The sequence below is a fragment of the Bilophila sp. T19-St14 genome (assembly GCF_059728385.1).
The window spans coordinates 2,560,722-2,587,306 of sequence record NZ_BAAGFT010000001.1 but is presented as its reverse complement, the minus strand read 5'-3'; the positions used below and the strand labels follow the sequence as shown (position 1 = coordinate 2,587,306).

At 60.7% G+C, this 26,585-nt stretch carries 25 protein-coding genes; 13 read left to right on the top strand and 12 right to left on the bottom strand.

Going from position 1 to position 26,585, the window contains the following annotated elements; genetic code table 11:
• Window positions 1-35 precede the first annotated feature (35 nt).
• From AC6I1V_RS10915 to aac(6'), 7 genes are all read left to right on the top strand, one after another.
• Entirely contained in the window at window positions 36-2,021 is a 1,986-nt protein-coding gene (locus AC6I1V_RS10915; RefSeq protein WP_486853423.1) for a heme lyase CcmF/NrfE family subunit, read from the top strand.
• A 1-nt stretch (window position 2,022) separates the two neighbouring features.
• The gene (locus AC6I1V_RS10910) at window positions 2,023-2,682 is read left to right on the top strand and encodes an ABC transporter ATP-binding protein (protein WP_486853424.1); all 660 of its coding nucleotides are present in this window, start codon (window positions 2,023-2,025) and stop codon (window positions 2,680-2,682) included.
• A complete protein-coding gene (locus AC6I1V_RS10905) occupies window positions 2,676-3,353 on the top strand; it encodes a heme exporter protein CcmB (RefSeq protein ID WP_302551295.1) in 678 nt (225 codons plus the stop codon). The genes AC6I1V_RS10910 and AC6I1V_RS10905 overlap by 7 nt, the downstream gene beginning before the upstream one ends.
• Before the next feature lie 4 nt (window positions 3,354-3,357).
• A complete protein-coding gene (locus AC6I1V_RS10900; protein ID WP_486853425.1) occupies window positions 3,358-4,032 on the top strand; it encodes a cytochrome c biogenesis protein in 675 nt (224 codons plus the stop codon).
• Window positions 4,033-4,831: 799 nt separating this feature from the next.
• Window positions 4,832-4,969 carry a CcmD family protein gene (locus AC6I1V_RS10895; protein ID WP_302551297.1) on the top strand — a complete coding sequence of 46 codons (138 nt, stop codon included), beginning with the start codon at window positions 4,832-4,834 and terminating at the stop codon, window positions 4,967-4,969.
• Window positions 4,962-5,597 (top strand): tetratricopeptide repeat protein, encoded by a 636-nt coding sequence (locus AC6I1V_RS10890; protein ID WP_479858380.1) that lies wholly within the window; start codon window positions 4,962-4,964, stop codon window positions 5,595-5,597. Before AC6I1V_RS10895 ends, AC6I1V_RS10890 begins: the two co-directional genes overlap by 8 nt.
• An 86-nt stretch (window positions 5,598-5,683) precedes the next feature.
• The gene (aac(6'), locus tag AC6I1V_RS10885; RefSeq protein WP_302551299.1) at window positions 5,684-6,139 is read left to right on the top strand and encodes an aminoglycoside 6'-N-acetyltransferase; all 456 of its coding nucleotides are present in this window, start codon (window positions 5,684-5,686) and stop codon (window positions 6,137-6,139) included.
• Window positions 6,140-6,238: 99 nt separating this feature from the next.
• On the opposite strand, the gene AC6I1V_RS10880 is transcribed toward aac(6'), so the two are convergent.
• Window positions 6,239-6,463: a hypothetical protein gene (locus tag AC6I1V_RS10880; RefSeq protein ID WP_302551300.1), complete on the bottom strand. Its 225-nt coding sequence runs from the start codon at window positions 6,461-6,463 to the stop codon at window positions 6,239-6,241.
• Between the two features lie 458 nt (window positions 6,464-6,921).
• Here AC6I1V_RS10880 and AC6I1V_RS10875 point away from each other — a divergent pair, with 458 nt between their 5' ends.
• From AC6I1V_RS10875 to AC6I1V_RS10865, 3 genes are all read left to right on the top strand, one after another.
• Window positions 6,922-7,974: an aspartate-semialdehyde dehydrogenase gene (locus AC6I1V_RS10875; RefSeq protein WP_486853426.1), complete on the top strand. Its 1,053-nt coding sequence runs from the start codon at window positions 6,922-6,924 to the stop codon at window positions 7,972-7,974.
• Between the two features lie 132 nt (window positions 7,975-8,106).
• Entirely contained in the window at window positions 8,107-9,048 is a 942-nt protein-coding gene (locus tag AC6I1V_RS10870; RefSeq protein ID WP_302551302.1) for an aminotransferase class IV, read from the top strand.
• 394 nt (window positions 9,049-9,442) lie between these two features.
• Window positions 9,443-9,772 carry a DUF5666 domain-containing protein gene (locus AC6I1V_RS10865; RefSeq protein WP_486853427.1) on the top strand — a complete coding sequence of 110 codons (330 nt, stop codon included), beginning with the start codon at window positions 9,443-9,445 and terminating at the stop codon, window positions 9,770-9,772.
• Window positions 9,773-10,373: 601 nt separating this feature from the next.
• On the opposite strand, the gene AC6I1V_RS10860 is transcribed toward AC6I1V_RS10865, so the two are convergent.
• Together AC6I1V_RS10860 and AC6I1V_RS10855 are read right to left on the bottom strand one after the other, a co-directional pair.
• A complete protein-coding gene (locus AC6I1V_RS10860) occupies window positions 10,374-11,444 on the bottom strand; it encodes a glycosyltransferase family 4 protein (protein WP_486853428.1) in 1,071 nt (356 codons plus the stop codon).
• Window positions 11,445-11,788: 344 nt separating this feature from the next.
• Window positions 11,789-12,355, bottom strand: a complete 567-nt coding sequence (locus tag AC6I1V_RS10855) for a hypothetical protein (protein ID WP_308771925.1) — start codon at window positions 12,353-12,355, stop codon at window positions 11,789-11,791.
• Between the two features lie 159 nt (window positions 12,356-12,514).
• On the opposite strand from AC6I1V_RS10855, the gene AC6I1V_RS10850 reads away from it, so the two are divergent.
• A complete protein-coding gene (locus AC6I1V_RS10850) occupies window positions 12,515-12,892 on the top strand; it encodes a hypothetical protein (protein ID WP_302551306.1) in 378 nt (125 codons plus the stop codon).
• A gap of 280 nt (window positions 12,893-13,172) precedes the next feature.
• On the opposite strand, the gene AC6I1V_RS10845 is transcribed toward AC6I1V_RS10850, so the two are convergent.
• The 5 genes from AC6I1V_RS10845 to AC6I1V_RS10825 form a co-directional block, all read right to left on the bottom strand.
• Window positions 13,173-13,721: a C40 family peptidase gene (locus AC6I1V_RS10845; RefSeq protein WP_479859664.1), complete on the bottom strand. Its 549-nt coding sequence runs from the start codon at window positions 13,719-13,721 to the stop codon at window positions 13,173-13,175.
• Window positions 13,705-14,517, bottom strand: coding sequence for a selenium cofactor biosynthesis protein YqeC (yqeC, locus tag AC6I1V_RS10840; RefSeq protein WP_486854770.1), 813 nt, complete (start codon window positions 14,515-14,517; stop codon window positions 13,705-13,707). The genes AC6I1V_RS10845 and yqeC overlap by 17 nt, the downstream gene beginning before the upstream one ends.
• A gap of 2 nt (window positions 14,518-14,519) precedes the next feature.
• Window positions 14,520-16,379: a tRNA uridine-5-carboxymethylaminomethyl(34) synthesis enzyme MnmG gene (mnmG, locus tag AC6I1V_RS10835; protein WP_308771922.1), complete on the bottom strand. Its 1,860-nt coding sequence runs from the start codon at window positions 16,377-16,379 to the stop codon at window positions 14,520-14,522.
• Between the two features lie 328 nt (window positions 16,380-16,707).
• Window positions 16,708-17,934, bottom strand: a complete 1,227-nt coding sequence (locus tag AC6I1V_RS10830; protein ID WP_486854771.1) for a M20 family metallo-hydrolase — start codon at window positions 17,932-17,934, stop codon at window positions 16,708-16,710.
• A gap of 140 nt (window positions 17,935-18,074) precedes the next feature.
• Window positions 18,075-18,347: a PxxKW family cysteine-rich protein gene (locus AC6I1V_RS10825; protein WP_302551311.1), complete on the bottom strand. Its 273-nt coding sequence runs from the start codon at window positions 18,345-18,347 to the stop codon at window positions 18,075-18,077.
• 349 nt (window positions 18,348-18,696) lie between these two features.
• Here AC6I1V_RS10825 and AC6I1V_RS10820 point away from each other — a divergent pair, with 349 nt between their 5' ends.
• The gene (locus tag AC6I1V_RS10820; RefSeq protein ID WP_486854772.1) at window positions 18,697-20,418 is read left to right on the top strand and encodes a YcaO-like family protein; all 1,722 of its coding nucleotides are present in this window, start codon (window positions 18,697-18,699) and stop codon (window positions 20,416-20,418) included.
• Window positions 20,419-20,772: 354 nt separating this feature from the next.
• Window positions 20,773-21,879, top strand: coding sequence for an alpha/beta hydrolase family protein (locus tag AC6I1V_RS10815; protein WP_486855074.1), 1,107 nt, complete (start codon window positions 20,773-20,775; stop codon window positions 21,877-21,879).
• A 932-nt stretch (window positions 21,880-22,811) separates the two neighbouring features.
• On the opposite strand, the gene AC6I1V_RS10810 is transcribed toward AC6I1V_RS10815, so the two are convergent.
• The 4 genes from AC6I1V_RS10810 to rpsL all read right to left on the bottom strand — a co-directional run bounded on the left by AC6I1V_RS10810 (window position 22,812) and on the right by rpsL (window position 26,310).
• Window positions 22,812-23,114 carry a hypothetical protein gene (locus tag AC6I1V_RS10810; RefSeq protein WP_497736989.1) on the bottom strand — a complete coding sequence of 101 codons (303 nt, stop codon included), beginning with the start codon at window positions 23,112-23,114 and terminating at the stop codon, window positions 22,812-22,814.
• A 40-nt stretch (window positions 23,115-23,154) separates the two neighbouring features.
• Window positions 23,155-25,233, bottom strand: coding sequence for an elongation factor G (fusA, locus tag AC6I1V_RS10805; RefSeq protein ID WP_302551315.1), 2,079 nt, complete (start codon window positions 25,231-25,233; stop codon window positions 23,155-23,157).
• A gap of 12 nt (window positions 25,234-25,245) precedes the next feature.
• On the bottom strand, window positions 25,246-25,716 hold the full coding sequence (gene rpsG / locus AC6I1V_RS10800) for a 30S ribosomal protein S7 (RefSeq protein WP_005027858.1): 471 nt from the start codon (window positions 25,714-25,716) through the stop codon (window positions 25,246-25,248).
• Window positions 25,717-25,935: 219 nt separating this feature from the next.
• Window positions 25,936-26,310 (bottom strand): 30S ribosomal protein S12, encoded by a 375-nt coding sequence (gene rpsL / locus AC6I1V_RS10795; protein ID WP_418717473.1) that lies wholly within the window; start codon window positions 26,308-26,310, stop codon window positions 25,936-25,938.
• Window positions 26,311-26,585: the final 275 nt, after the last annotated feature.

Genomic DNA, 26,585 nt, shown 5'->3' with positions numbered 1-26,585 from the left:
TTTCGGGAAGAGATCCCGGACAACTTGGAGCTTCCATGTATTATTTCGCTTTCGTCCTTCTCGCGCTCTCCATGCTCTGCGCACTCGCCGGGGCGCTGTGGGCCGTCAAATCGCTGTGGCCGAGGACGGCCCCGGCTGCGGGCAAGGCCCAGCGCCGCACCTCCGTTCCGGGCCTCGGCTTCATCGAAAAGGCCAACCTGTGCCTGACGGGGTGTTACGTCATCGCGTCCGCTATCCTTATATATGCGCTGGCGAGCTACGACTTCTCCCTGGTCTATGTGGCGAGCTACACCGACCGGCTGTTGCCGCTCTTCTACCGCATTACGGCCTTCTGGGCGGGACAGGCCGGCTCCATGTTGTTCTGGGCTTTCTCCGTAGCCATCTGCGGCGGGCTGTTCCAGCTCACCCGTTCCTATAAGGGCCTGACCCCCGACACGCGGCTCTGGTACTGGGTCTTTTACCTCGGCATCATGAGCTTCTTCGGGCTCATCCTCGTGACGTGGAACAATCCCTTCCTCATGAACCATGCCGTGCCGCAGGACGGCAACGGGCTGAACCCCCTGCTCCAGAACCCCGGCATGATCTTCCATCCCCCGCTGCTGTTCCTCGGTTATGGCGGGTTCGTGATCCCCGGCTGTCTCGCCCTCGCCCAGACGCTGAGCCGCAGGCACGCCGATGAGGCGGCATGGACGGATGTGGCCCGGCCCTTCACGCTGGCGGCGTGGGCCATGCTTACCGCGGGCATCGTGCTCGGCGGCTGGTGGGCCTACATGGAGCTCGGCTGGGGCGGCTACTGGGCATGGGACCCGGTGGAAAACGCCTCCCTCATCCCGTGGCTCATCGCTACGGCGGCCCTGCACACCATGCTCATCCAGACGCGCCGCAACAAGCTGCACGGCGTGAACGTCTTCCTTATGGCGCTCACCACCGTTTCGGCGTTCTTCGCCACCTACCTTGTCCGCAGCGGCGTGGTGCAGTCCGTGCATGCCTTCGGTTCCGGCGGCGTGGGCGTCCCGCTGCTCCTCTTCATCCTCATTTCCATCGCCCTTTCCTTCTGGATCGCCCTGCTCGCGCGGCGTTCCGATGCGGGCGAACTGGCCGGGATCGAAAGCCGCGAAGGGTTCCTTGTCCTGACCTCGTGGCTCCTGCTGGCGCTTTCGCTGATCATCCTCGTCGCCACCATGTGGCCCGTGTTCACCGCCTTCTGGAAAGAGACCGTCATGGGGCTCGCCCGTGAGGTCGTCCTTGACGAGGCCGGGCATGACCACGGCGGCGCGGTGGGCCTGACCGCCGACTTCTACAACCGCGTCTGTATGCCGCTGTTCGCCGCCATGGTCGCCATCCTGAGCATCTGCCCGTGGCTCGGCTGGAACGGCGGCGTCCGCAACATGCGCAAGCTCCTCCTCGTGGTGTGTACCTTCATCGGGGCCGCCGCCGCGATGTACGCCATCGGCTACACCCTGCCCGTCGCCGTGCTCGGCGCGTCGGCAAGCATCGCCGCGCTGGTCAGCATGGGCCTGAAACTCTTTGAGCGGCCCATCTACAGCCACGCTCCGAGCTTTTCCGCCTACGGCATCCACATCGGGGTGGCCCTCATCGCGCTCGGCATCGCCTTTTCCGGCCCCTACAAGATCGAATCCGAACCCACAATGGCTATGGGTGAGACCGTGAAGGTCGGCCAGTTTGAGGTCACCTTCAAGAACCTGTATGAAGGCGAAGGCGCCGGCTATATCTTCCTTGAGGGCGAGCTGGAAGTCCGCAAGGACGGCAAGCTCATCGGCATCGCCTCCCCGCAGCGCCGCGTCTACGCCAAGTGGGGGCAGATGCAGTTCGCGGAGGCCGCGGTCATCCCTTCGCTGGGCAATGAGTTCTATGCGACCCTTATGGCGGTGGATCAGCAGAACCGGGCCGTGTTCCGCCTGAGCTCCAACCCGCTGGTCAACTGGCTGTGGATCGGCGGCATCCTGATGTGCCTGCTGCCGTTCATCAGCTTCAGGCGCCGCAACGGCCGGGAAAGCTGAGATGCTGCTGAAGCTCGCCGGAATCGGAAAACTCTTCGGCGCCCGCGCCGTGCTCAAGAACATCTCGTTTGAGGTGCATCCCGGCACGGTCACGCTGCTGGTCGGCGCGAACGGCGCGGGCAAGACCACCCTGCTCAAGATCATGGCCGGGCTGGCCCGCCCCACCGTGGGCACCGTCGAACGGTTTTGCGAAGATGGCGGGCTCGGCTACCTTGGGCACGCCACGTTCATCTATCCCGGCCTGACCGCGCTTGAGAACCTTGCGTTCTGGAGCGGGATGCACGGGAAGCCGACGGACAAGGCGGCGCTCTCCGAAGCGTTGGCCCGCGTGGAGCTGGCCCCCTTCGCCGAAGAACGGGCCGGAACCTTCTCGCGCGGGATGGCGCAGCGGCTGAACCTCGCCCGCATCCTCCTCCAGTCGCCCCAGCTTCTGCTGCTCGACGAACCGGGCACCGGGCTTGATGTGCGTTCCCTCGCCATCCTGCACCGGGAAATCGCCGTGGCCCGTGAACGGGGCGCGGGGATCGTCTGGATCACCCACGATGTAGCCGGGGACGCCAAGCGCGCCGACCGGATCATCGCCATCGAGAACAGAACCATCGGCTACTGCGGCCCCGCCTCCGGGTATGAAGGCGCCCGCACCGGGGGGGCCGTATGCTGAAAGCCGCCTGCCTCATCGCCCGCAAGGATCTGCGTCTCGTGCTTTCGCGCGGGGCCGGGCTCGTGCAGGCGCTCCTGCTCGGCCTGCTGCTCATCTTCGTGTTCAGCCTGTCACGGGAAACCGGGGAAACCATGAGCGGGCAGGGGGCCGCCACGATCTTCTGGCTGTCCTCGGCCTTCTGTCAGGTCTTATCCTTTAATATGCTGTACGGGCTCGAAGAGGCCAACGGTTCACGGGCGGGGCTGCTGCTCCTGCCCGCGCCGGTCCAGTCCGTATTGCTCGGCAAGGCTGCGGCGGGGCTGTGCATCATCCTGACGGCGCAGCTCCTTTTCCTTCCGGCGGCCATCGTGTTCCTTGGGCAGTCGCTGGGCGACGGCTGGCCTCTGGCCCTGCTCGCCCTCGTCCTTACCGACGTCGGCATGGCGTCGCTCGGCTCCCTGCTCGGCGCGCTGTCGCAAGGGCAGGCCGCGCGGGAATCGCTGCTGTCCATCGTGCTTTTCCCGCTGATCATCCCCATCCTGCTGGCGGGTATCCGCGTCTGCGCCGGGGGGCTCAGCGAAGCCCTGCCCGAAGGCGTGGAGTCATGGCTCGGCATTGCCGCAGCCTTCGACGCGGTGTTCCTCGCGGCGGGGCTTGTCCTTTTCCCCTTTGTCTTTTCAGGAGACGAATAATCTCATGCGGTACACATGGATGCTCCCCTGCGCCGTGCTCGGCGGCGTGCTCATGGCGGCCTGTCAGGTGCTTATCTATTGGTATGCGCCTGTCGAGCAGACGATGGGACTGGTGCAAAAGATCTTTTACACGCATCTGCCGTTGGCGTGGTGGTCATTTGTGAGCTTCTTCCTCGTCTGCGTATCCGGGGTGGCCTACCTCAAGACGCGCAGCCGCCACTGGGACGCCGTGGCCGGGGCCGCCGCCGAGGTGGGCGTGGTGCTCAGCGGGCTGGCGCTCGTTTCCGGCTCCATCTGGGCGCGCCATTCGTGGGGCGTCTGGTGGACGTGGGACCCGCGCCTGACCACGACGCTGATCCTCTGGTTCCTCTATGCGGGCTACCTCGTCCTGCGCAAGATGGACATGCCCCGCGAGCGCCAGGCGAACCTGTGCGCGGTGGTCGGCATCGTGGCCTTTGTGGACGTGCCGCTGGTATTCCTGTCCGCACGGCTGTGGCGCTCCATCCATCCCGCCGTGTTCGCCAACAAGTCCGGCGGGCTTGAACCCGAAATGAAGATCGCCGCCATCGCCGCCGTCGCCTGTTTCGGGCTCGTCTGGGCGGCCCTCGTCGGCCTCCGTACCTTGCAGATTAAACAGAAAGAACGTCTCGACGGCCTCGCCGTCCACGGCGAGTTGTAGTCAACCATAGGGAAAGGATCGGGGGAGGGGCCTTTTTGAAGGCTCTGTCATGGTACGTGGCTGTTTCATCCCCACAGCACGATGAAAATACAGCCTTTTTCTCCGGTTTTTCCTTGGCGGACTTTATGGCTGAAACATTGTATCGGTTGTTCCCTCCGAACTTCAAGGAAAAGGCATCAACCATTTTTATGACACAGCCTTTGAAAAAAGCCCCCTCCAAGAACTTTCGCCTTTTGGATTCCGGGGGTTATATAGGGGGGGCCTCATTTGCAGGGCTCCCTGAGCGTAACCTCACCACCAGCCGGAGTTTTTCGGGAGGAGGCCCGGTTGAGGGGCTTTTGCAGGGCGCTGTCATAGGATGTGGCTGTTTCAGCTCCACAGATTGGTGAACATACCGCCTTTTTCAGTTTTCCCATTGGCGGGCTTCATGGCTGAGGCATTGTATTGGTTATCCCTGTGGAACTTCAAAAAAGAAGGCTCTGTTATAATATGTGGTTGTTTCATCTCCACAGTGCGGTGAAAAATATAGCCTTTTTCCCGTTTTCCCCTTGACGGGATACACGGCTAAGGCATTTTGCCGGTTATCCCTTTGGAGTTTCAAGGAAAAAGCATCAACCATTTTCTATAACACAGCCAAAAAGAAAGTACCAACCATTTCCTATGGCACAGCCTTCAATGAAAGCGGCATAACAATCTGTACAGTCAATATAGTGTAAACATATCAACAAAATCCTGCGGCAGAGGCTTTTGCAAAAGCCCCCTCCGCCATCAAACCAACCACAAATCAAGGAGTCCCCTCATGACCGATATGGATTGGCTCATGTATGCGAATATCGCCGTATGGATCGGGCTCGGCGCCTACCTTGCGTTCTTGATCCGCAACCAGATAGCCCTCAACCGCCGCCTTACCCAGTTGGAGACCCTGCGCAATGACTGATCAGACTTTCGGAAAAAACCGCCGCTCCATCCTGCTGCTCATCACGGCGGGGCTGGTGCTTATGCTCGCGTCCACACTGTCCTACTTCTCGGACAACCCCGGCCTGGTTTCCCACACGACCACCGGCACACAGGCCGCGGCCCCGTCCGGGCAGCAGATGCCCACAAGCGCGGGCATGGACGAAGCCACGCAGCAGGGCATCATGGCCCTGATGCAGAAACTCCAGAAAAACCCCACTGACCTCGAAGCCCTCATCGGCCTGACCGAGCACTTCATGCACACGCAGGACTGGCAGCGGGCCGAGACGTTCGCCCTGCGCGCCGTGGTCGCCGCGCCCAACGAAACGCAGCCTCTCTACATGCTCGGCATCATCCAGCACAGCCAGAACCGCAACGCCGAAGCCGCCGCCAGCCTCGAAAAGGTCGTCGCCGCCAAGGAAGATCCTTCCGTGCGCTACAGCCTCGGCATCCTCTACGCCTACTACCTCGATCAGCCGGACAAGGGCCTCGAACAGCTCCAAAAGGCGCTCGATGACCCGAACACCCCGGCGGATCTCAAGAAGGCGGTGGCCGAGGAGGTCACGAAAATCAGGGAACACAAAAACCACACGCCCCAGCAGGCGCAGTAACGTCCACCGAACCCAAAGGCCGGGGCTCCTCTAAAAAAGGGGATCCGGCCTTTTTGCTTGCAAAAGAAAGGATGGAACGGCAGTCCATGATGAAGAAAGAAATAACCCTGCGGCAGGCAACGCCGCGGGACACGGATACCGTAACGGATCTCGCCCTGCTCCTCTGGCCGGGGCACGGCAGGGAAGCCCTGCGGCAGGAGATGGAAGCCTTTTGTACCCGCGAAGATGCCGCCGCTTTCCTCGCCTCCGCGGACGGCGTGCCCGTGGGGTTCGCCGCCTGTGCCCTGCGGTGGGAATACGTCGAGGGGACGGAACAATCCCCGGCAGGCTACCTCGAAGGGATTTTTGTCGCTGCGGCATTCCGGCGGTGCGGCGCGGCGGCCGGGCTGCTGCGGCGCTGTGAAGCGTGGGCCAAGGAAAAAGGATGTGCGGAGTTCGCCAGCGACTGTGAGCTGGAAAACGAGGAAAGCCGACTGTTCCATGCCGCATGCGGCTTTTCGGAAGTCTGCCGAACCATCAATTTCGCCAAGCGGCTTGCCTAGGCTGGGGTGTAAAAAACCCTCCCGCAAAAGGGGAGGGCCGTAATGCCGTAGGGACGTCCCGGCACCGGACGGGCCGAAACGGAGAGGTTCAAGAGGCGATCAGGCTCCGCAGGATTTCTGGCGCTGGCAGGAACGCAGTTGCAGTTCCAGCACGATCAGGCGCTCATAATCCTGAACAGGAACCACCGTTTGCTGATATTCGGCACGCAAGGCGCTCTCGATCTGCTGGGTTTCTTCCCAGAAATCAAGAAGCTCTTCATCAGCCAGATTCTTGATCTGGACATTGAAGGGCGCTTCATCAGCAGGGGAAAGACGAGTGGCCATAAAATACTCCTTGTCAGCGTACGGGGCCGGAAAAATTCCGGGTGTATCCTGACGACGTAGATTACCTTTACTTTACGGTCAAACTATAAGAACAAACACCGTGGCTGGCAAGCGACTCTAACGCCGCTCCCGTGTTTTGAGGCTTCGGGCGCGGCGAAACGGGGCCCCAATCCGGCGCGACAGAAATAACATTTATGTCAAAAAGGGCAAGCGCCGGGCCTCGCCCCCCCTTTCCGCGCATTCTGCCGGAGGAAAGCCCGAACCCTTTGATATCCAAAAGCCTTTTGGCCCATTACGCGTGACTGCCCGAAATGCCGTCAAAAAAAGGATACGGATTTCGGGTGAAAAGCGCTTCAACAGGCTTGACAGCGGCGGCAACCCGTTACATGAACATCGAACGCCTTGCGAAAATCACACGCTCCGAGGCTTTCCTTTTTTGTTCGAGGATAGAGGATACCATGTCTGAAAAAAAACTCGTTGTCGCTGTTGTGGGGGCTACCGGCGCCGTCGGCCGTGAAATGCTGAAGACCCTTGAAAGCAGGAACTTCCCCGCCACTGAGGTCATTCCCTTCGCCTCGGCCCGTTCCGCCGGGACGAAAGTCCCCTACGGGGATTCCGAGCTGGTCGTGCGCGAACTGAAGGAAGATGTGTTCGAGGACATCGACATCGCCATCTTCTCCGCGGGCGGTTCCACCTCCGAAAAATACGCCCCCCACGCCGCCGCCGCGGGTTGCATCGTCGTGGACAACTCCAGCGCGTGGCGCATGGACGAGCGCTGTCCGCTGGTCGTGCCCGAAGTGAACCCCGATGCGCTGGAAGGGCACAACGGCATCATCGCCAACCCGAACTGCTCCACCATCCAGATGGTCGTGGCCCTGAAGCCCCTGCACGACGCCGCGGGCATCCGCCGCGTGGTGGTCTCCACCTATCAGGCCGTTTCCGGATCCGGGCAGAAGGGCATCAGCGAACTGGAGACGCAAGTCCGCCAGATGTTCAACCTGAAAGAGCCCGAAGTGAACGTGTATCCCCACCGCATCGCGTTCAACTGCATCCCGCACATCGACGTCTTCCTTGAGAACGACTACACCAAGGAAGAAATGAAGATGGTCCACGAAACCGTCAAGATCATGCGCGACCCGAACGTGAAGGTGACCGCCACCTGCGTGCGCGTGCCCGTGTTCTACGGACACTCCGAGTCCGTGAACATCGAAACCGAACGCAAGCTTTCCGCCAAGGAAGCCCGCGCCATCCTTGCGCAGGCCCCCGGCGTGCAGGTGTACGACAACCCCTCCGAAAAGATGTATCCCCTCGCGATCGACGCCGCTGGGGAAGATCAGACCTATGTGGGCCGCATCCGTGAGGACGAGACTATCCCGAACGGCCTCAACCTGTGGATCGTCGCCGACAACATCCGCAAGGGCGCCGCGCTCAACGCCGTCCAGATTGCCGAGGAACTGCTCCGCCGCGACCTGCTCGGCGTAAAGGATCGCACCGTGTTCATCAAGAAGTAAATCCGGCTCCCGCGAACCGTTTCTTCCGATTGGGGCATCCGGGAAACCGGGTGCCCCAATCTGGCCTTTTCGCCCCGAAGGGAGTAAGAATATTGGCAGCCCACCCTTGAAACCACCAGAAAGAGGTTTGCCATGATTCCCGTACTGGACACGAATGCATGGATCGAGAAGCTCCGGGAACTGGAACGTCCCGGCGCGGACAATATTCTGGCTTTCTACGAACACCGTTTCGGCGCGATCTGCCGCGATCCCCGGCTGATGCTGGCCCCGCTGGACGACCACCTCGTCCATCGCGGCGACGGCGTCTTTGAAACCATCCGCTTCACCGAACGCAAGGTCATCCACCTTGATGCGCACCTGCGGCGGCTCGCCAATTCCGCCGCCGGGCTGTCCCTCACCCTGCCCTGCCCCATTGAGGAAATCCGGGATATCGTGCTCGCCGTGGCCAAGGCCGGAGACGAACCCGAAGGCAATATCCGCATCCTGTCGGGCCGCGGGCCCGGAGGGTTCGGCATCGCGCTCAAGGAGTGCCCCCAGTCCAGCCTGTACGTGGCCGCCTACCGCGTCCCGGTACGCACGGACGCATGGTACGACAAGGGCCTCACCGCCTTCCGCAGCGACGTGCCGGTCAAGCCCGCCATGTTCGCCCGCCTCAAGACGACCAACTATCTTTCCGCCGTCTTCATGACGCTTGAGGCCATGCGGAAGCACATGGACGTCGCCCTGACCTTCGACGCGGACGGCTGCCTGACCGAAGCGGCCATAGCCAACGTAGCCGTGGTTGACGCCAAGGGCGCGCTGGTGTTCCCCGAATTCAAGAACGCGCTGGTCGGCACGGTGGCGACCAAGGCGATGGAGCTTGCCAAGGCGTTCATGCCCGTGGAGATCCGCCCCATCCCGCAGGCCGAGCTGGATTCCGTCCGGGAGATGATGATCCTCGGCACGGCGCACGAGTGCATCGGCGTGACCCATTTCGAGGGCAGGCCCATCGGCGGCGGCAAGACCGGCCCCGTGGCCCACAAGCTCCGCAAGCTCATCCGTGAGGATCTCCTCGCCGGCGGCGAGGCTTTTTAAGGAAAGGGGATTGTGGGGATGTGGAGGGGGAGGGAGAACCTTTCTGGAGAAAGGTTCTCCCTCCCCCTCCACGCCTCCCCCACCCACTCCAAAGACTTTCGCGCTTATCGAATCCCTGTTCGGGGCGTTCCCTGTCTGCCGATGAACGCGGGATAGCGAATAGGGGAATGATGGGCGATGTTTTCACAGGCCATTTTCAGCTCCCCCCATCCGCAGTTGAGGGCATTTATTTCCCCATCGCGGTTTTCGGGGCTCTAGAGAAAGGTGGTTGTGGACAAGGTGAAACGGGGGCATCATGTTTCCCGCAATGGATGAAAAATCAAACCGTTCGGGATGATACTCATGGCTTTCTATGGCGGCGCTCCCTAGCGTGGGATGCAAAAGGAGGGCTGCCATGCTCAAACGTACGTTGTGTGCCGCCTTTGCGGTTGCCGTTCTTGCCGCTTTTTCCGTCCCGGCTTTTGCCGGTTCCCACCACAAGATGCGTTTCCGCGGCACTGTGGAAAGCGTCGATCCCGCCCAAAAGACTTTCGTTGTGAAGAATCGGGACGGCAAGGCGATCCCCTTCCGCGTGGATGATCGCAGTGAATTTGAACTCGAACACAGGGACAAGCCCGATCAGGACGTGCCCTTTACGCAATTGAAGGCTGGCGACCGCGTCAAGGTCAAGGCATTCAAGGGAGAACCGCCGTACCTCGTGGACGATGTGGACATCTACAGGTAAATCCGGCCCCGCGAGATGAAGCCTCGGAGGGGAAAGGACGCCGTTTCTTTCCCCTCACCCTGTTTTCCCGTTTCCCATCCGGCAATAACCGAAACGCCGCGCAACGAATTGTTCGCTGTGCGGCGTTTTTCTTCAAGCGTACCGGGAATACTGGAAAAATCTATGTGCCTTGTTTTCGGAGGCATTCGCTTTTTCGATGATTTTCTAGGCGTGTCGTCGTTTTATATATAATTATTTGAAATTATTAAAAATAATGCCGTGTCATAGAAAATGGTTGATGCTTTTTTCCTTGAAGTTCCAAAGGGATAACTGGAAAAATGCCTTAGCCGTGGATCCCGCCAAGGGGAAAACCGGATAAAAAGGCTGTATTTTCACCGCACTGTGGAGATGAAACAACCACAAACTATAACAGAGCCCCCAATAATACCTTTATGACCTGAAAAACAGTTAAATAATTTCAATAAATTATATATAACTAGCGATACGACCTCAAAATTTCATTTTGAATTTCAGATGGTTGAAATACGGTTTCATTGCAAAAGCGGATGTCTCCATTTCCGGGGGAAACCACAGGGAGGCTGGAATCCTCTCAGGCAGGGGATCATTCCGTGCCTTTTCCCATAAGGCGGCGGTACAAATCCATGTATTGCCCAGCCATCCGGGTATCGGTAAACGCCAGCACGGATCGGCTTCCCGCTTCGGCAAGCCGCACCCGCAGGGCTTCGTCGGTCAGGCAGCGCGCCATCGCATCGGCAAGCGATACGGGATCGCCCACGGCGGCAAGAAGCCCGTTCTCGTCCCCGCGCACCAGCTCCCGATTGGAAGCCAGTGCCGAGCAGATCACAGGGACGCCCGTCACCCAGCCTTCCTTGATGGCCCCGCTGCTCCCCTCCCCGTCCACTGACGGGACGACCAGGGCGTCGCAGTCCGGCAGCATGTCCACGCTATCCCGGCGGCCGGGCAGCGCAAGCAGATCATCCACGCCGAGGGCACGGGCTTCTTCTTTGATGGGATCCAGCAACGGCCCATCGCCCACGATGCGCACGGCCCACTGAGGCAGGGAACGCTTCCGCAGTTCCGCCATCGCCCGGACAAGCACGCTGTAGCCTTTCTGGGGCGTGAAGGCTCCTATGCTCTGGAAGAGGAAGCCCCCGCCCCGACGCGCCTCATGAGGGCGGTAACGGGAGGGATCGATGCCGGAATGGATCGCACTGACCCGTGAGGCGGGGATGCCCGCCTCGATCATGCCGTCGGCAATCTCCCGGCTGACGCCCACAACAGCATCGGCAATCCTGTATTTCCACGAGCGCAGCCCACGCCGCAGCGGATACGAAACCCGGCGGCTGTGTATCAAGAGCGTGCCGCTGTGCAGTAGCTTGTAGATCGCGCCCAGCGTAGCGGCGTTGGCGTCATGCGTGTGTACGATATCCGGGGGAAAATCACGCAGCCGCTGCCCCATCCAGCGCAGCAGCAACGGGCTGGCAGGGCTCCGGCCCGGCAAGGCCAAAACGGGCAGGCCCTCGTCATGCAGCAGCTCAGCCAGCTTTCCCGCACGGGGGCAGGCCACCAACGGCTCCATGCCGGATGTGCGGGCCAACGCGCGGGCCAGATAATACACCTGCCGCTGGCCGCCTCGCAATTCCAGCCCAAGATCCAACAACAGAACGCGCATACCCGTCTTCCATCCCCAATTCATGCTTCCGCCCAACGACGCCGCCTTCCGGGCCCGGCACACACCATCGGCCTTTCAACCACGACGGCAAAACCGATTCCTCCGCCGGACCCACGGGCCCACCGCCCTAAAACAACCAGACGATCGAGGCCGGAGCCGGAGACTGCCGACCCCACAGGCCCACCGCACCAAATCCCAACCGTCCATCAAACGAACTCCCTCCGAGCGGCCTCCCCACCAGTCGAAAGTCTTTGGAGGGAAAGGGGAGGGGGTTTGGGGGAGGGGAAAGGGAACCTTTCTGGAGAAAGGTTCCCTTTCCCCTCCCCCAACTTCCCAACATCCAATCACATCTGCTGAGGATGCTCGTAGCCGGGAAGCACCACGGACGCGGCTTCCATCTGGCCCTGCCCCTTGGGACAGTTGCTCTGAAGCACGCAGATCTCACAGCCGCCCTTAAAGGGGTAGTGCGTCACCACGGCATAGCGGCGGGACAGGATGGGATCCTTGTCGTTGCTGTACGGGATGCCCTCGGCCTCCAGCGCCTCGCGCAGCGCGGCGGTGGGCTTGGGGGCGGGCGCGCAGCCGGCATCCTGCACTTCGGGGATTACGGCATGCACGGCGGCCATGCACATGGTCTGCGCCAGCGCGTTGTACAAAAACGCGTTGGACGGCGAGCTTTCCCAAGCCTTGTCCACGTCCTGCTCCACCGCCTCGTCGAGGGCCACCAAAAGATACTTGATCTTGCCCGTGTCGATGCCCTTCACGGTCAGATGGGGAAGCCAGTTCTTCCACAGCGCCATGAAACGCTCCATCACGTCGCCGCCAAGCCGGGTCTCCTGGCTGACGCCCATGAACAATTCCATATCAAACCACGGTTCTACATCGATTTTTTCCGTCGTGAATGCGGTCATGCTTTCCTCTTTGGAGATGTTCAAAAATGCCGTACAATAGTGGCTGGCCTGATAAGGAGCCGCCAAACGGGAGAGTCAACTTTACTTCATCCCGTCACTTTCCTACAATACCCAAAACCGCATGACGCGGTTGTTTCAGCAAGGTCAAAGGAGCCGTCAATGAGCCAACAGTATCCCAGCCGGATACGCTATGAGTACGAACAGGACCCGGAAACCCGCCTCCAGTATACCCACGGCGTATGGGGGGGCATCAACCCGCAAGGCGAAATCGAAATCAGCTTCTACCTCGAAAGCGACAAGATGCCGCCGTATTCCGAACGTATCATAGCCCCTGACGGCAGCTTCGGCCACGAAATCGCCCCCTACAATGACGAGGAGCGCACCATCACCCGGCATATCCATTCGCGCGTGGTCATGAACTACCACACGGCACGGGCCATGCTGGAATGGCTGGAAGACAAGGTCGCCGCCCTTGAAGCCGAAGAGGACGGCGGCGCGCCGCTTTCGTTCGATGAGAGCGGCTTCCAGCACCAATAAAGAAGCTCTTGAACCGGTGAGGACGTTTCACGGCACTGCCCCGCCGGAACCTCCCCTCTTCCTCAGCGTCCGTACCTCCAGCCCGATGCCGCACCCCGGTTTCGGGCTGGCGTTTCCCTCAGTCCGGCGCACTTGAAAACGCGGGCCATATCAGCGTGCCGAACGGCTTGACGCTTCCCGCGCCGCCTCCGCATCCGCCGGAAAGCCTTCAGGGAAGGGAGTGGCATGGAAAAACAGGGGGCCTGCTTGAAAAAGTCCGCCTATTTTCAGGTACGGCTTGTTACCTTACAATCCTCCGAACGCGGATAAGCCGTTTCTTCCAATATTCCTGACTCAAACTGTCCTCACGGACACGCTTGCCGCTGGTGGGGCTGTGCACGAACCGCCCGTTGCCCGTGTACAATGCGGTATGGAGCCCCGTCCGCCCGCGTCTGGTATCAAAGACAAGGATGTCGCCGGGGCGCATGGCAATGCCGCGCCCCACGCCGTACCCGGCCTTGGCCTGCGCGTCGGTCACACGGGGAACATTGATCCCATGCTGGCGATAGGCCCACCAAATCAGCCCGGAACAGTCGAAGCCTTTGGGCGTGGTGCCTCCGAGACGGTAATGCGCACCGATCTGGGAACGCGCGGTCTGGGCGACACGGGCTCCGAGGGAAGAGGCTTCGTACCGCCTGCCGTAGTCGGGCGCGGAAATGTATGTCGTACCGCAGCCGGAGAGCAGCAACGCCAGACAAAGCAAACCGGCGAGCGCCATAAAACGGCACGCCGATCCCATCCCGAACCATTGTTTTACCACTCTGCCTTCCATCTCAGCATGATAGATCACGGAAGGGCTCCATGCCAAGCGTCCATAGGGCCTCTGCCGTCAACGGGACGCACCAGCCCTGAGCCGCGCTTCCCGCAAACCACGCTGCGGAGCAAGACAGGGCGGCGGCTTCGGAAGCCGCACCGAGCGCACCCGGCCCATCCCCCTTGTTGGCGAATACGAGACGGCGGCACCCCGCCGGACAGCGGCGGAACAGCCCTTCGGGGTGCTCCACCAGACGGGCCAGCGTCGCGGGCGTCACCAAGCTCCCCGGCTCCTGCCCCGCCGCCGCGCAAACCAGTGCGGAGCGGTGCACATGCACGTCGTCCAACGGCTGGCCCACGCTGTCCAGGCCGACCACAGCCACGCAGCAATCCAAAGGCTCAGGGAGGACGGGCTCATGCGCAGCGGGAGCCTTGAGGGGCTTACGGGCAGCGCCGTCGGCCTCCACAAGAAAAAGGACATCGGGCAGCGCCGCCGACAGCACGCCGAGCATGCGGGGGGATACGCCGTCCAGCTTCCGCACATCCGGCAGCGGACGCCCGGCGGCCACAACACACGGCGCGGCGCGCAGCGCATCATGGACGGCGGCAACGGGATCAGCCTCCCCCTCCAAGAGAACCACGGGAAGGCCGTTTTCCGGCGGGAAAATCTTGGTCGTGGTGGTACAGACCACACGCCGCCCGGCATCGGCCATGCGCCGGGCCAGCGCGTACATGAGCGTCGTCTTGCCCCCGGCCCCCACAAGCGCGGTCATCCGGGGAAAGGCCGCGCCGCCGGTTCCGGCGAACAGGGCTTCAAGCGGCCGCCTCTTCATGGCTATCCGAGCAGGGAGCGTTTTTTCAGATGGATTTCCAGACAGGTCAGCGCCGCCGGGGTCACCCCGGAAATACGTCCCGCCTGACCAAGGGTACGCGGGCGTACGGCACAGAGCTTTTCCACGATCTCGGCGGACAGGCCGGAAACGGAGGGGTAATCCAGATCCGCCGGGAGGCGCACCTCCTCAAGCCGTGCGGAGCGCTTGACCAGCTCGTCCTGCCGCACCAGATACCCCGCGTACTTCACGGAGGTCTCCGCCTCCAAAAGGACTTCTTCGGGGAAATCCGTCACGCCGGGATGCAGGCGCTCAAGCCGTCCCAGCGTCATGGACGGACGCCGGAGCACTTCCTCTAGCGTCAGAGACTTGTTCGGCACGGGCTCGCCCAGCTCACGGAAAGCGTCGCTTGTCGCCGCGTCCGGCGAAACCCGCACTTCACGCAGCATGTCCAGCAGCCGCCCCAATGCGTCCTGCTTGCGCCGGAAGGCGGCCCACTGTTCGTCGCCCACCAATCCGAGCTCCCGTCCGAGCGGGGTCAGCCGCGCGTCGGCATTGGCTTCGCGCAGCAGCAGTCGGTATTCCGCCCGCGATGTGAACATACGGTACGGCTCCTGCGTCCCCCGCGTCACGAGATCGTCCACCAGCACGGACATATAGGCCACGTCGCGGCCCGGCAGGAACGGCTCGCGGCCCGTCAGGCGGCACCCCACGTTGATCGCGGCCCACATTCCTTGGGCGGCGGCCTCCTCATAGCCGGACGTCCCGTTGATCTGCCCCGCCAGCCACAGGCCGGGCAGCGCCTTGGCCTCCAGCGTGGGCTCAAGCTGCACAGGGTCCACATAGTCGTATTCGATGGCGTAGCCGGGGCGCACCATCTTGGCATGTTCAAGGCCGGGGATGGTGGCGATCATGGCAAGCTGCACATCCAGCGGCAGGCTGGTGGAAATGCCGTTGGCATAGCACTCCTGCCCGTTCAACCCTTCCGGTTCGATAAAGACATGGTGCCGCTCACGCTCAGGAAACCGCGCCACCTTGTCCTCCACGGAGGGGCAGTAGCGCGCGCCCGTGCCTTCAATGACGCCAGTGAACAGCGGCGAGCGATCCATACCTGAACGGATGGCGTCGTGCGTCCGTTCATTGGTCCACGTCACATAGCACGACACCTGCGGCTGTCCGGGCTTTGGCCCGTAAAAGCTGAAGCCCGGAGCCGGATCGTCGCCGGGCTGTTCCTCCATTTGCGAAAAATCAATGGACGACCGGAGCAGCCGCGGGGTAGTCCCCGTCTTGAGGCGGCCCAGCGTGAGGCCGTGCTTCCGCAGCGAATCCGAGAGCTTCATGGCGGCGGCATCGCCGAGGCGCCCGCCGGGGAAATGCGTGAGCCCCACATGGATGAGCCCGCACAGGAAGGTGCCCGTGGTCAGGATGACGTGCGGGGCCTCAAAGGTCTGCCCCAGCTCGGTGCGGACACCGGCGGCGCGCCCGCCCCGCTCCAGCACCTCGTCCACGGTATCCTGCCAGATGGTGATGTTCGGCTCGGCGAACAGGGCGGCCTTCACCGCCTCCATGTAGCTGTCGCGGTCGATCTGCGCGCGGGTCGCCCGCACTGCGGGCCCCTTGCTGGCGTTCAGCGTGCGGAACTGGATGCCCGCCCTGTCGGCCCACAGGCCCATCATGCCGCCGAGGGCGTCGATTTCCCGGACCATATGCCCCTTGGCGAGCCCCCCGATGGCGGGGTTGCACGAAAGGTGCCCGATGCGATCCACATTGCCCGTGATCAGCAGCACGCGCTGCCCGAACCGCGCCAACGTCATGGCGGCTTCACAGCCCGCGTGCCCCGCGCCTACGACTATACAATCGAACATAAGCTTTTCCTTGGGAAAGAGCGGGGGAGGGAAACCCTTCTGGAGAAGGGTTCTCCCTCCCCCGTACCCCCACCCTTCCCAAGACTTTCGGCTGGTGGGGAGGGGACGCAAAAGGAGTATTCTTTGGAGAAGGGGCAGGGAAAGCCCCAGCTATACCGAAATCTCCCCTTTCAACAAGCCGCCGGGAGACAAACACGGAAGTTCAGCCTTCCCAAGCCGCCCGTCCCTTCATCGGCCAGTACAAAAGTCTTGGGCGGGAAAGGGGTGGGATTTGGGGAGGGGAAGCCCTTCTCCAGAAGGGTTCCCCTTCCCAAATCTTCATCATCCCTTAATCGAACAGCATCCGGGCGAGCACCTGCGCGTCGCCGAGGGTGCGGGAAATCAGGGAGTATTCGTTGGCGAGATGATAGGTCGGCACGACGCTGGCCCAGACCGCGGCCGGGATGCCCATGTCGCGGAAGCCCACGGCCACGGTCCCGCCGCCGCTGCCGTCGCAGTGCGGCTCGATGCCGTAGATCTCACGGATGCCGGCGGAAAGGCGGAGCACCACCTCACTGTCGGGCGGGGTTGCGGGCGACGCGGGCGCATTGGTCACGGCGGTGACGTCCACGGTCACGCCATGACGCTCCGCCACGGCTTCCATGATCTCCCGTGTGGAGGTGAGCACGTCGTCGTGGCTGATGCCCGGCAGAATGCGGCTGTCGATGTAGAACACGTCCTTGCCCGGCAGGGAATTGATGTTGGGGACGTTCTCTTCGTGGCGCGTCGGGACGAACGTGCAGCACGGGGGCTGGAACAGCGGATCGACCTGAGCATAAATGGATTCCAGATCCCGCACGTGCAGGATCATGTCGGCGGCGGCGACCAGCGAGTTGCGGCCTTCCTGCGGGCGGGACGCATGGCACTGGTGCCCAAGCACCTCGACGCGCATCCAAAGCTGGCCTTTCTCGGAAATTTCGATGGAGGAGCCGTCCGCCACGCCGTAGTCGGGCACGACCACGAAATCGTCGGGGCCAAACAGGTCGGCATGGGTCTTGAGGATGTAATGGATCCCGTAACGGCTGGAAGTCTCTTCGTCGGAAACGAAAATCAGGCCAAGGGAGAGGTCGGGGGTGATGCCCTGCGCCTTCAGTTCCTGGGCAATGAGCAGGCCGCAGATGATGGCCTGCTGGTTGTCCTCCACGCCGCGCCCACGGATCTTGTCGCCGTCGACGACAACCTTCCACGGATCGGTCTTCCAGTAGGAAAGCTCTCCCGGAGGCACAACGTCCATATGCCCCAGAATCCAAAGGCGGCGCGGCGACGCGCCGGGGATGCGCGCGACCACATTGGGGCGCACGCCGTCGGGAACCCGCGTGTCGGGCGCGTCAATGCGCAGGATGTCCGTTACGCCGAGCTCACGCAGCAGCCCCTCCAGATACAGGGCTTTGGGCATTTCGCCCGTGCCGCCGTTCTCCGGGCCGAGGGCGGGAAGCTCCGTCATGCGGGTCTGGTATTCGATGACCTTGTCCCGCTGCTGTCCGATGGACTCAATAAGCCGAGAAAAACGTGCCATATGTTCCTCATGTACGGCTTCGGAAAAGAAGAAAGGGGAAGACGACGCCTCCCCCTGCCTTGGGAGAACGCCCTTCCCAAAGACGGGCGTTCCCGGAAAAATTGCGGTGCATACCCGCGGACAAAACGCTTCCGAACGGCTTAACGGCCCTTCGCAGCACGCTTGGACGCCTTCAACGGGTTGACCTTGGCGGCCTTGCTGGTTTCCGTCTTGATGTGGGTAGCGAAATTACAGCGGCCGTCGAACCACTTCTTGGCGGGGTTCGGGTAGCTGCCGCAGAACTGCTGCTCTTCAAACGTGCGAACGCGATCACAGCCTTCACACTTTTCAATGACGGGCTGCATCAGCATACCCTTCACTTCAACGCCCTGCTCAGTCTTGACGGCACCCACGAGGGTTTTTGCGTCGCTCATGATAACCTCCTGCGCGCCGGAGCGCGATTTTTTACGTAAGAAACGAACTCTTTTATCCATATCAGCGGAAATGTCAAGCCCCGTCCATGTGTTCCGGCGACAACTCCACCCCTTAAAAGCCGCGCCATGCGAAACGGGATGTGGGGGACGCCTCCGGTTTGCAAAGCGGCTTAAAGGCCGCACGCCACACGAAACGGGGAAATCACACAGCCCGATTTTTATCAGGCGGGCTTAACGCCATGCGAAACGGCACGGTGCCCCGCCTGCCCCGCACCAAAGGCACGTTTGCCTTTTCCCGCCGTTTTGGGCAACGTAACGCAAGCCGATTCCACTTTTTCCGAGGACAGCCATGCCCACGACCACCCTCCCCTATCGCTATGCCCACGCCTCCACCGAGTCCATGACCGGATACTTTTCCTGCGAGCCGCCGGAAGATCTCAGCTTTGAGGATGCGCTCGCCCGCCTTGAGGCCGCCCCCCTCGACGAATTTCTGCACCGCCATCTGCTACGCCGCATAGCGGCCCTGCCCCCGGACGAAGCCGCCGCACTGCGCACGCCTTCCCGTCCGGTGCTCATGGCCTTGCTCTACGAAGCGGCATTCCTGAACGCCGGGCACGCCGAACTATTGAGCGGCGTCTCCGCCGGGGAGCTTGAACGGCTGGAAGGGGCCACCCCCCTGCCGTACCTCGGCTTCGCCCGCAAATCCCTCACGAAGGAAGGGCAAGAGGAACAAGCGAACCTTGCCGCATGGAATGCCCTGTTTGAAGAAAACCTTTCCCGGCACCATCCCCTGCCGCATCCCGACGACAACGAGCTTCCCCTGCCCGCGTATGTGCGGAATGCGGAACCGCCCAAACACGGACGCACGGCAGCGGAGGTTTACGCTGAACGGGCCGTACCCGGACAGCCCATCTGGTCACGCCCCCCGGCCCAGCATACGGCGGCGGAAGCTCTGGCTTCGCTGGCTGCCTGCGGCGTGATCGCCGGGACGGAAATGCGGCACGAATCCTCGCTTGCCCCCGTGGGGCTGCTGCGGAACTGGAACGTGGACATCGCCGTGCGCAGCGGCAAACTCGACTACACCCTACAGGGGGAAGCCACCACATGGGGGCGCGGCCTGTCCATCGCCGCGGCCCGTGCGTCCTACTCAATGGAGATGGTCGAACGCGCTTCGGCCTATCTGTCCGTGGATGGGGACGCCATCACCGATCGCCTCCACCCCACGCCGATTGTCCGGGCCAGCCATGCGGAGCTGCTGGCACAAGGCCGGGCCGCCGTCGATCCGCGCAGCCTGCCCATCGACGCCGAGTACGACGATCAGCCCCTTTACTGGATGGAAGGCCGCGGCGTTTCGGGCAGTACGGTACTTGTCCCGGTACAGGCCGTGGGGCTGTTCTGCAATCTCGACGAACCCGCCCTTTTCCTGTCCCCCGGCTCCACGGGCATGGCTTCGGGCAACACCCTCGATGAAGCCAAGGCCGGCGCGCTTACCGAAATACTGGAACGCGACGCCGAGGCTACCGTACCGTGGCGGCGCGGCCAGTGCTTCGAGCTGCACGCGGACATCGAGCACCCGTTGGCACTGCTCCTCGCGGATTACGCCCGGCGGGGCATCCATGTCTGGTTCCGGGACATGACCACGGAATTCGGCGTCCCCTGCTACCAGAGCTTCGTAACCTGCGGCGACGGTTCCGTGGTTCGCGGAGCGGGGGCGGGGCTTTCCGGGGCCGGGGCCCTGCTCTCGGCGCTGACCGAAACCCCCTATCCGTATCCCAACGGCCCGGCTTCCGCGCCGGTTCCGGCCGGCCTCGCACAGCGCCGCCTTTCCGATCTGCCCGATTACCGGCTCGGCTCGCCCGCCGACAACCTCCGGCTGCTGGAGGAAGTGCTCCTCTCTCATGGGCACGCCCCCGTTTATGTGGAGCTGACGCGTGAGGATCTGGAACTTCCGGTGGTTCGGGCCATCGTTCCGGGCCTCGAACTGACCGCCGACTTCGACGCCTGTTCGCGCCCCTCCGTGCGCCTGTTCCGCCGCTATCTGGAAAAGGCGGGGGCATTGGAAAGGAAATAGGGAATTGGGGAGGGGGAGGAGAAACTTTCTGAAGAAAGTTTCTCCTCCCCCTCCCCAAACCCCACCCCCTCCACTTCAAAGACTTTTGTGTTTATCGAATCCCTGTTTCCAGCGTTCCCTAAGGCGGATTACCGTTTGAAGCAACGTACAGAGTAAAGATGGAATACTCTGGACGGGACCGACCCTCACTGATGAAAAGCCGAGCCGCCGTTCCCCCTGCCGCCTTTTCCGCAATTCCCTTTTCCCTTCATTCACGGTAGGGTGCCGACACGCAGCGGGGAACTTCTCCCCGCCCTTCCCAACAAACCTCAAAGGGAACCATATTCCCTTTCCTCAGCAGATACCGGAGCCATCGTGACGCGCCGTTTTCTCTTTTTCCTGCTCACGTTCCTCACACTAGTTTGCCCGGCGTATGCAGCGCCCCTGCAACCGGGCTTTAAAACCCTCGGCATCTGGGAGCCGGCCCAAAACATACGCTTGGACTTCGCCGTCTGGTATCCCAGCCGTTCCACCCCCTTTCAGGTCAATTACGGCGACTGGAGCTTTTCCGCCGCACGCGGCAGAGCCCCAGTGGAAGGAAAACACCCGCTCATCCTGCTCTCCCATGACAGCGCGGGCTCACGCTTTTCCCTGCATGAACTGGCATCGCAGCTTGCCCGCAACGGTTTTGTCGTCATGGCCTTCACGCATCCCGGCGACAACGTGGATGAGATGGGTACCCTTTTTATGCCCGCGCAGGTGGCAGGCCGGGCCAAACAGCTCACACAGGCACTGGACATTGCCCTGGCCAATCCCGAAACGGAGCCGCTCATCGATCCTGACCGCATCGGCGTCCTCGGCGTCGGCCCCGGTGGCACGGCAGCCATGCTCATCGCCGGAGCACGGCTGGACGCGGCAGGATGGCCCATCTACTGCGCAGGAAAGGAAGAAAACGCCGATCCATACTGCACGCCGTGGGCACGGCAGCGCATGGGGGCTTTTTCCACCACGCCCAACCTTTCCGCGCCCTACCGCGACAGGCGTGTCCGCGCCGCAGCAGCCGTTTCCCCTTCCTATGCCATGATGTTCACCCCCGCCAGCCTATCCCGCATCCGTATTCCTGTCCTGCTGCTCCGTGCCGAGAAGACGCCCCTCTATACCCTTCAGCACGCGGAACGCCTCCTGAGTGCTATGCCCCAGCCCCCACAGCTTGGCATATTGCCCGATGCCGACACCGCCACCCTGATGTCGTCCTGCGGCGAGAACCTGAATCAGACACTTCCTGAAATGTGCCTTGCCGTCGCCCCTTCACGCCGGAAAGCCGTACAGGAAAAAATGGCCGCTGAATCCATCGCCTTCTTCCTCAAGCATCTCGGCACCCCCAACCCTCCGCCGCTCCCTCCTGAGCCCGAAGACAATCCCCAAATTACATCCCAGCCCTCCACGCCGGAAAAAAACGCTATCCGCAAGAAAAGACGCTAGGCCGTTTCGTCATTTTGCATGTAATTATTTGAAAATATTGAAATAACCTTTACAACCCTTAAAAGATAGTTAAATAATTTCAACAGATTGTATCTAATTGACGACACGTCCTAGAAGACAGAGCATAAATCGGAAAGGCTGTGTCATAGAAAACGGTTGATGCTTTATTTCCTTGAAATTCTGAGAGAATAATCAATAAAATCCCCAATCACAGAGTCCACCAGCGGAAAATTTTGAGAAAAAACATATATTTTCAGTATATTGCTAAAACAAAACAACCATGTACTCTAACAGAGCCATCGGAAGCTGATAAGGGAAGGGAACCTTGCATAGGGTGTGTTCATACTATGCTGCATTTTCCCATGATTAAAGGGGGTTGAAGAAAACGCAGCATCACTCAAAATGAGGATAACCATTTGTAAAGATAATGTTTATTCTCTGTTTGCGTGAACAGGCCCTAGGGAATGGAAACACCGCTGCATTTCCTCCCTATCTCTTCAGCCCTCCCTTTCCAAAAACTTTCGCATTGACTGAATCCCTATTGAACACCCTTCCCGGTGAGAGACAACAAAAACTGCCGAACAAAAAACGGTTGGATGGAATTCCATTCAACCGTTTCTGTCATGGGAAAAAGAAGGCTCTGCCATAAAACAAGATAGTATCTCTCTTAATAGAATAAAATATATGGCTGTGTTTAAGTTTGTGGTTGATACAAGATTCCAACTGGAAAGGAAGAGCTCTTTGGAGATTATCTGGAGGTCTCGCAACAATTCTTCAAAACTGGATTTCATGTAATGAACAAAAAATGAGAGAGGCCCACATCACTAGACGTGAAACGAGCTTTTATCTATTCATGATTTTCATTGAAAAAATCAGCAATCGTAAACTTAAACACAGCCAAATATATTATCAGACTGTGCCATAGAAAATGGCTAATGCTTTTTTCCCTGAAGTTCCAAGGGAATAGCCAATAAAATGCCATAGTCATGGATTCCGCCAATGAGAAAACCGGAGAAAAGGCCGTATTTTTCATTATCCTGTGGAGATGAGGCAACCATATCCCATGACAGCCCCCCAAAAAAGACGATGACGGGCAAAAAACAAGTGCCCTGTTGCCGCAAAAAAGGAACGGCCGTCGAGTGAAAAGCGGTCTTTGAAAACAAACACCCCGGACGGAAACCGTCCGGGGTGTTTGTTTTCAAAGACCGCGCCGAGGGGGTCAAGGGGGGCATCATGCCCCCCTTGCCGCCGGAGGCGCATCTAATCATATAGGGTTTAGTTCGCAGCCTTCTTGCTGACTTCTTCAGCGATAGCCGCAGGCACCTTTTCATAGTGGTGGAACTGCATCGTGAAGGTCGCGCGGCCCTGCGTACGGGAACGCAGATCCGTGGCATAGCCGAACATTTCGGACAGCGGAACCTGAGCGCGGACAACCTGAGCACCGGCGCGGGCTTCCATAGACTGCACGCGGCCACGGCGTCCGTTGAGGTCGCCCATCACGTCGCCAAGGTAATCGTCGGGGGTCACCACTTCCACGTCCATATAGGGTTCGAGGAGAGCGGGGGTCGCCTTCTGCATGGCGTCCTTGATGGCCATCGAACCGGCCACATAGAAGGCCTGTTCGGAGGAGTCGACTTCGTGGTAGGAACCGAAGACCAAAGTGACCTTCACGTCCACAACCGGGAAGCCGGCGAGCACACCGGACTTCAGGGCGTCCTGAATACCCTTGTCGATGGAAGGAATGTATTCCTTCGGAATCACGCCGCCGGTGATCGCGTTGACGAACTCGTAACCCTTTTCCGGGTTGGGTTCGACTTCGATCACGCAGTGACCGTACTGGCCGCGGCCGCCGGACTGCTTGGCGTACTTCAGGTCGGACTTGCTGGGCTTCGTGATCGTTTCGCGGTAGGCAACCTGAGGCTTGCCGACGTTGGCGTTCACGTTGAATTCGCGGACCAGACGGTCAACGATGATGTCCAGATGCAGTTCGCCCATGCCCGCGATGAGGGTCTGGCCGGTTTCTTCGTTGCCCTTCACGCGGAAGGACGGGTCTTCCTTCGCCAGCTTGTTGAGCGCGGCGGAGAGGGCGTCACGGTCGGTCTTCGTCTTGGGTTCGATGGCCACTTCGATAACCGGTTCCGGAATATCGAGGGATTCGAGCACCACGGGACGCTTTTCGTCGCAGATCGTGTCGCCGGTGGAGGCAAGCTTCATGCCCACGAGAGCCACGATGTCGCCGGCGCCGGCGGACTTGATGTCCTCACGCTTGTTGGCGTGCATGCGGAGCAGGCGGCCAAGGCGTTCCTTCTTGCCGTTGTTGGCGTTGTACAGCGTCGTACCGGCTTCGATCACGCCCGAATAGATGCGGAAGAACGCCAGATGGCCCACAAAGGGGTCGGAGGCCAGCTTGAACACGAGACCGGCGAGCGGTTCCTTGTCCGAGCTGGAGCAGACGATCTCTTCTTCCGGGTTTTCGGGGTTGTGGCCCACCATCTGCGCAATGTCGAGGGGAGAAGGCAGGTAGTTCACAACCGCGTCGAGCAGAGGCTGCACACCAATGTTGCGGAACGCGGTGCCGCACAGGACGGGCACGATGCTCTGGCGGATGGTGCCCTTACGGATGCAGGAATTGATTTCCTCAACGGTCAGTTCATGGCCTTCGAGGTACTTTTCCATCAATTCTTCATCTTCTTCCGCCACGGAGTCCAGCAGCTCAAGGCGCTTTTCTTCGTACAGATCCTTGAGATCCTCAGGGATTTCACCGTAGATGATCTGGAGGCCCTTGGATTCTTTGTCAAAGCGGACGGCGCGGCCGTTAATGAGGTCAACGACGCCCTCGAACTTGTCTTCAGCCCCGATCGGAATCTGGAGGCAGACGGGCTTTGCTTTCAGGCGGTCGCGGATCATGTCCACGCTGCGGAAGAAGTTGGCGCCGATGCGGTCCATCTTGTTGATGAAGCAGATACGGGGCACACCGTAGCGGTTGGCCTGGCGCCACACGGTTTCAGACTGGGGCTCCACGCCGGCGACGGCGTCGAATACGGCCACGGCACCATCAAGCACGCGCAGGGAGCGTTCCACTTCGATGGTGAAGTCGACGTGGCCGGGGGTGTCGATGATGTTGATCTGGTGTTCAAGCCAGAAACAAGTCGTCGCGGCGGAAGTGATGGTGATGCCGCGTTCCTGCTCCTGTTCCATCCAGTCCATCGTGGCGCCGCCCTCGTGGGTTTCGCCGATTTTATGGTTTTCGCCGGTGTAGTACAGGATGCGTTCGGTCGTCGTGGTCTTACCGGCATCGATGTGGGCCATGATGCCGATATTCCGCATTTTTTCGATAGGTGCTAAACGAGCCATGTTTCTCCCCGACTACCAGCGGTAATGCGCGAAAGCCTTGTTGGCTTCGGCCATGCGATGGGTGTCTTCCTTTTTCTTCACGGCCCCGCCGCGGCTGTTGAAGGCATCCAGAAGCTCGGCGGCGAGCTTGTTGGACATGCCCTTTTCACCGCGGGAACGGGCGTAGGTGATCAGCCAACGGATGGAAAGGGAGACTTGGCGGTCAGGGCGCACTTCCATAGGCACCTGATAGGTGGCGCCGCCCACGCGGCGGGCCTTGACTTCGAGATGGGGCTTCACGTTTTCGAGAGCCTTTTCGAAGGCGCGCAGCGCTTCTTCGCCGGTCTTTTCGGCGAGGACTTCAAGGGCGCCATAGAAAATCTTTTCGGCGGCGCCCTTCTTGCCGTCGTACATGAGACGGTTCACGAAACGGGCGGCCAAGCGGCTGCCATAAATCGGATCAGGCAGAACTTCCCTTCTGGGGATGGGACCTTTACGGGGCATGAAAATTCTCCGGGTAACGCGGGCGCGTTACGTCAGGGGGTTGCAGTGCTATGCGGTTTCCCGATGCGGCGAACCGTTCGGGCTGCCTTGGTGTGTTCCCACTGCGCCCCTCCCGTTGCGGGGGGGCATGGACGCGCACCCGTGGCATGACACTGTGATGCGAAAATCCGCAAGGACGGCGCAACGCCGTCAGGCCTCTTGCCGGAAAAGCTTTGCGGCTTAGGACTTCGGACGCTTGGCACCGTACTTGGAACGGCGCTGGCGGCGATCCTGCACGCCGGAGGTATCCAGAGTACCACGGACGATGTGGTAACGGACACCGGGAAGGTCTTTCACACGGCCGCCGCGAATCATGACGACGGAGTGTTCCTGAAGGTTGTGGCCTTCACCGGGGATGTACGCGGTGACTTCGAGGCCGTTGGTGAGGCGCACACGGGCGACCTTACGCAGAGCCGAGTTCGGCTTCCTCGGGGTCGTCGTGTACACGCGGGTGCACACGCCGCGGCGCTGGGGGCAAGCCTGCAGGGCCGGGGTCTTTTTGTGCTTCACAACCTTCTTCCGCGCGACGCGGATAAGCTGGTTGATAGTTGGCATCTGTTTTCCTCCATAGGAGTGGGTAAATGTTCCGAAAGGAGTCACTCCTACAACGGATATTTTTTGTTGTCAAGCCCATTTGCAAATCGCGGGGCCCTTCCCGGCCCCTCCTGCGGCTTCCCTTTCTCCGAAGAAAAAAACATCATTACTATTTATTTGAGCAATGCGTTTTATTCATTGCCAATCATGAAGCATTTCCGAGCATGTTTGTTCAATCAACGAATTGAATGAATGCACAATCTATTTCTATGTGAAAAAATATTTTATCTCTTACG

Bases quoted from the DNA above. Each gene is read 5' to 3' on its own strand.
- AC6I1V_RS10915 (WP_486853423.1), top strand. From the start codon at position 36: ATGTATTATTTCGCTTTCGTCCTTCTCGCGCTCTCCATGCTCTGCGCA.
- AC6I1V_RS10910 (WP_486853424.1), top strand. From the start codon at position 2,023: ATGCTGCTGAAGCTCGCCGGAATCGGAAAACTCTTCGGCGCCCGCGCC.
- AC6I1V_RS10905 (WP_302551295.1), top strand. From the start codon at position 2,676: ATGCTGAAAGCCGCCTGCCTCATCGCCCGCAAGGATCTGCGTCTCGTG.
- AC6I1V_RS10900 (WP_486853425.1), top strand. From the start codon at position 3,358: ATGCGGTACACATGGATGCTCCCCTGCGCCGTGCTCGGCGGCGTGCTC.
- AC6I1V_RS10895 (WP_302551297.1), top strand. From the start codon at position 4,832: ATGACCGATATGGATTGGCTCATGTATGCGAATATCGCCGTATGGATC.
- AC6I1V_RS10890 (WP_479858380.1), top strand. From the start codon at position 4,962: ATGACTGATCAGACTTTCGGAAAAAACCGCCGCTCCATCCTGCTGCTC.
- AC6I1V_RS10880 (WP_302551300.1), bottom strand. From the start codon at position 6,463: ATGGCCACTCGTCTTTCCCCTGCTGATGAAGCGCCCTTCAATGTCCAG.
- AC6I1V_RS10875 (WP_486853426.1), top strand. From the start codon at position 6,922: ATGTCTGAAAAAAAACTCGTTGTCGCTGTTGTGGGGGCTACCGGCGCC.
- AC6I1V_RS10870 (WP_302551302.1), top strand. From the start codon at position 8,107: ATGATTCCCGTACTGGACACGAATGCATGGATCGAGAAGCTCCGGGAA.
- AC6I1V_RS10865 (WP_486853427.1), top strand. From the start codon at position 9,443: ATGCTCAAACGTACGTTGTGTGCCGCCTTTGCGGTTGCCGTTCTTGCC.
- AC6I1V_RS10860 (WP_486853428.1), bottom strand. From the start codon at position 11,444: ATGCGCGTTCTGTTGTTGGATCTTGGGCTGGAATTGCGAGGCGGCCAG.
- AC6I1V_RS10855 (WP_308771925.1), bottom strand. From the start codon at position 12,355: ATGACCGCATTCACGACGGAAAAAATCGATGTAGAACCGTGGTTTGAT.
- AC6I1V_RS10850 (WP_302551306.1), top strand. From the start codon at position 12,515: ATGAGCCAACAGTATCCCAGCCGGATACGCTATGAGTACGAACAGGAC.
- yqeC (WP_486854770.1), bottom strand. From the start codon at position 14,517: ATGAAGAGGCGGCCGCTTGAAGCCCTGTTCGCCGGAACCGGCGGCGCG.
- mnmG (WP_308771922.1), bottom strand. From the start codon at position 16,379: ATGTTCGATTGTATAGTCGTAGGCGCGGGGCACGCGGGCTGTGAAGCC.
- AC6I1V_RS10830 (WP_486854771.1), bottom strand. From the start codon at position 17,934: ATGGCACGTTTTTCTCGGCTTATTGAGTCCATCGGACAGCAGCGGGAC.
- AC6I1V_RS10825 (WP_302551311.1), bottom strand. From the start codon at position 18,347: ATGAGCGACGCAAAAACCCTCGTGGGTGCCGTCAAGACTGAGCAGGGC.
- AC6I1V_RS10820 (WP_486854772.1), top strand. From the start codon at position 18,697: ATGCCCACGACCACCCTCCCCTATCGCTATGCCCACGCCTCCACCGAG.
- AC6I1V_RS10810 (WP_497736989.1), bottom strand. From the start codon at position 23,114: ATGATGCCCCCCTTGACCCCCTCGGCGCGGTCTTTGAAAACAAACACC.
- fusA (WP_302551315.1), bottom strand. From the start codon at position 25,233: ATGGCTCGTTTAGCACCTATCGAAAAAATGCGGAATATCGGCATCATG.
- rpsG (WP_005027858.1), bottom strand. From the start codon at position 25,716: ATGCCCCGTAAAGGTCCCATCCCCAGAAGGGAAGTTCTGCCTGATCCG.
- rpsL (WP_418717473.1), bottom strand. From the start codon at position 26,310: ATGCCAACTATCAACCAGCTTATCCGCGTCGCGCGGAAGAAGGTTGTG.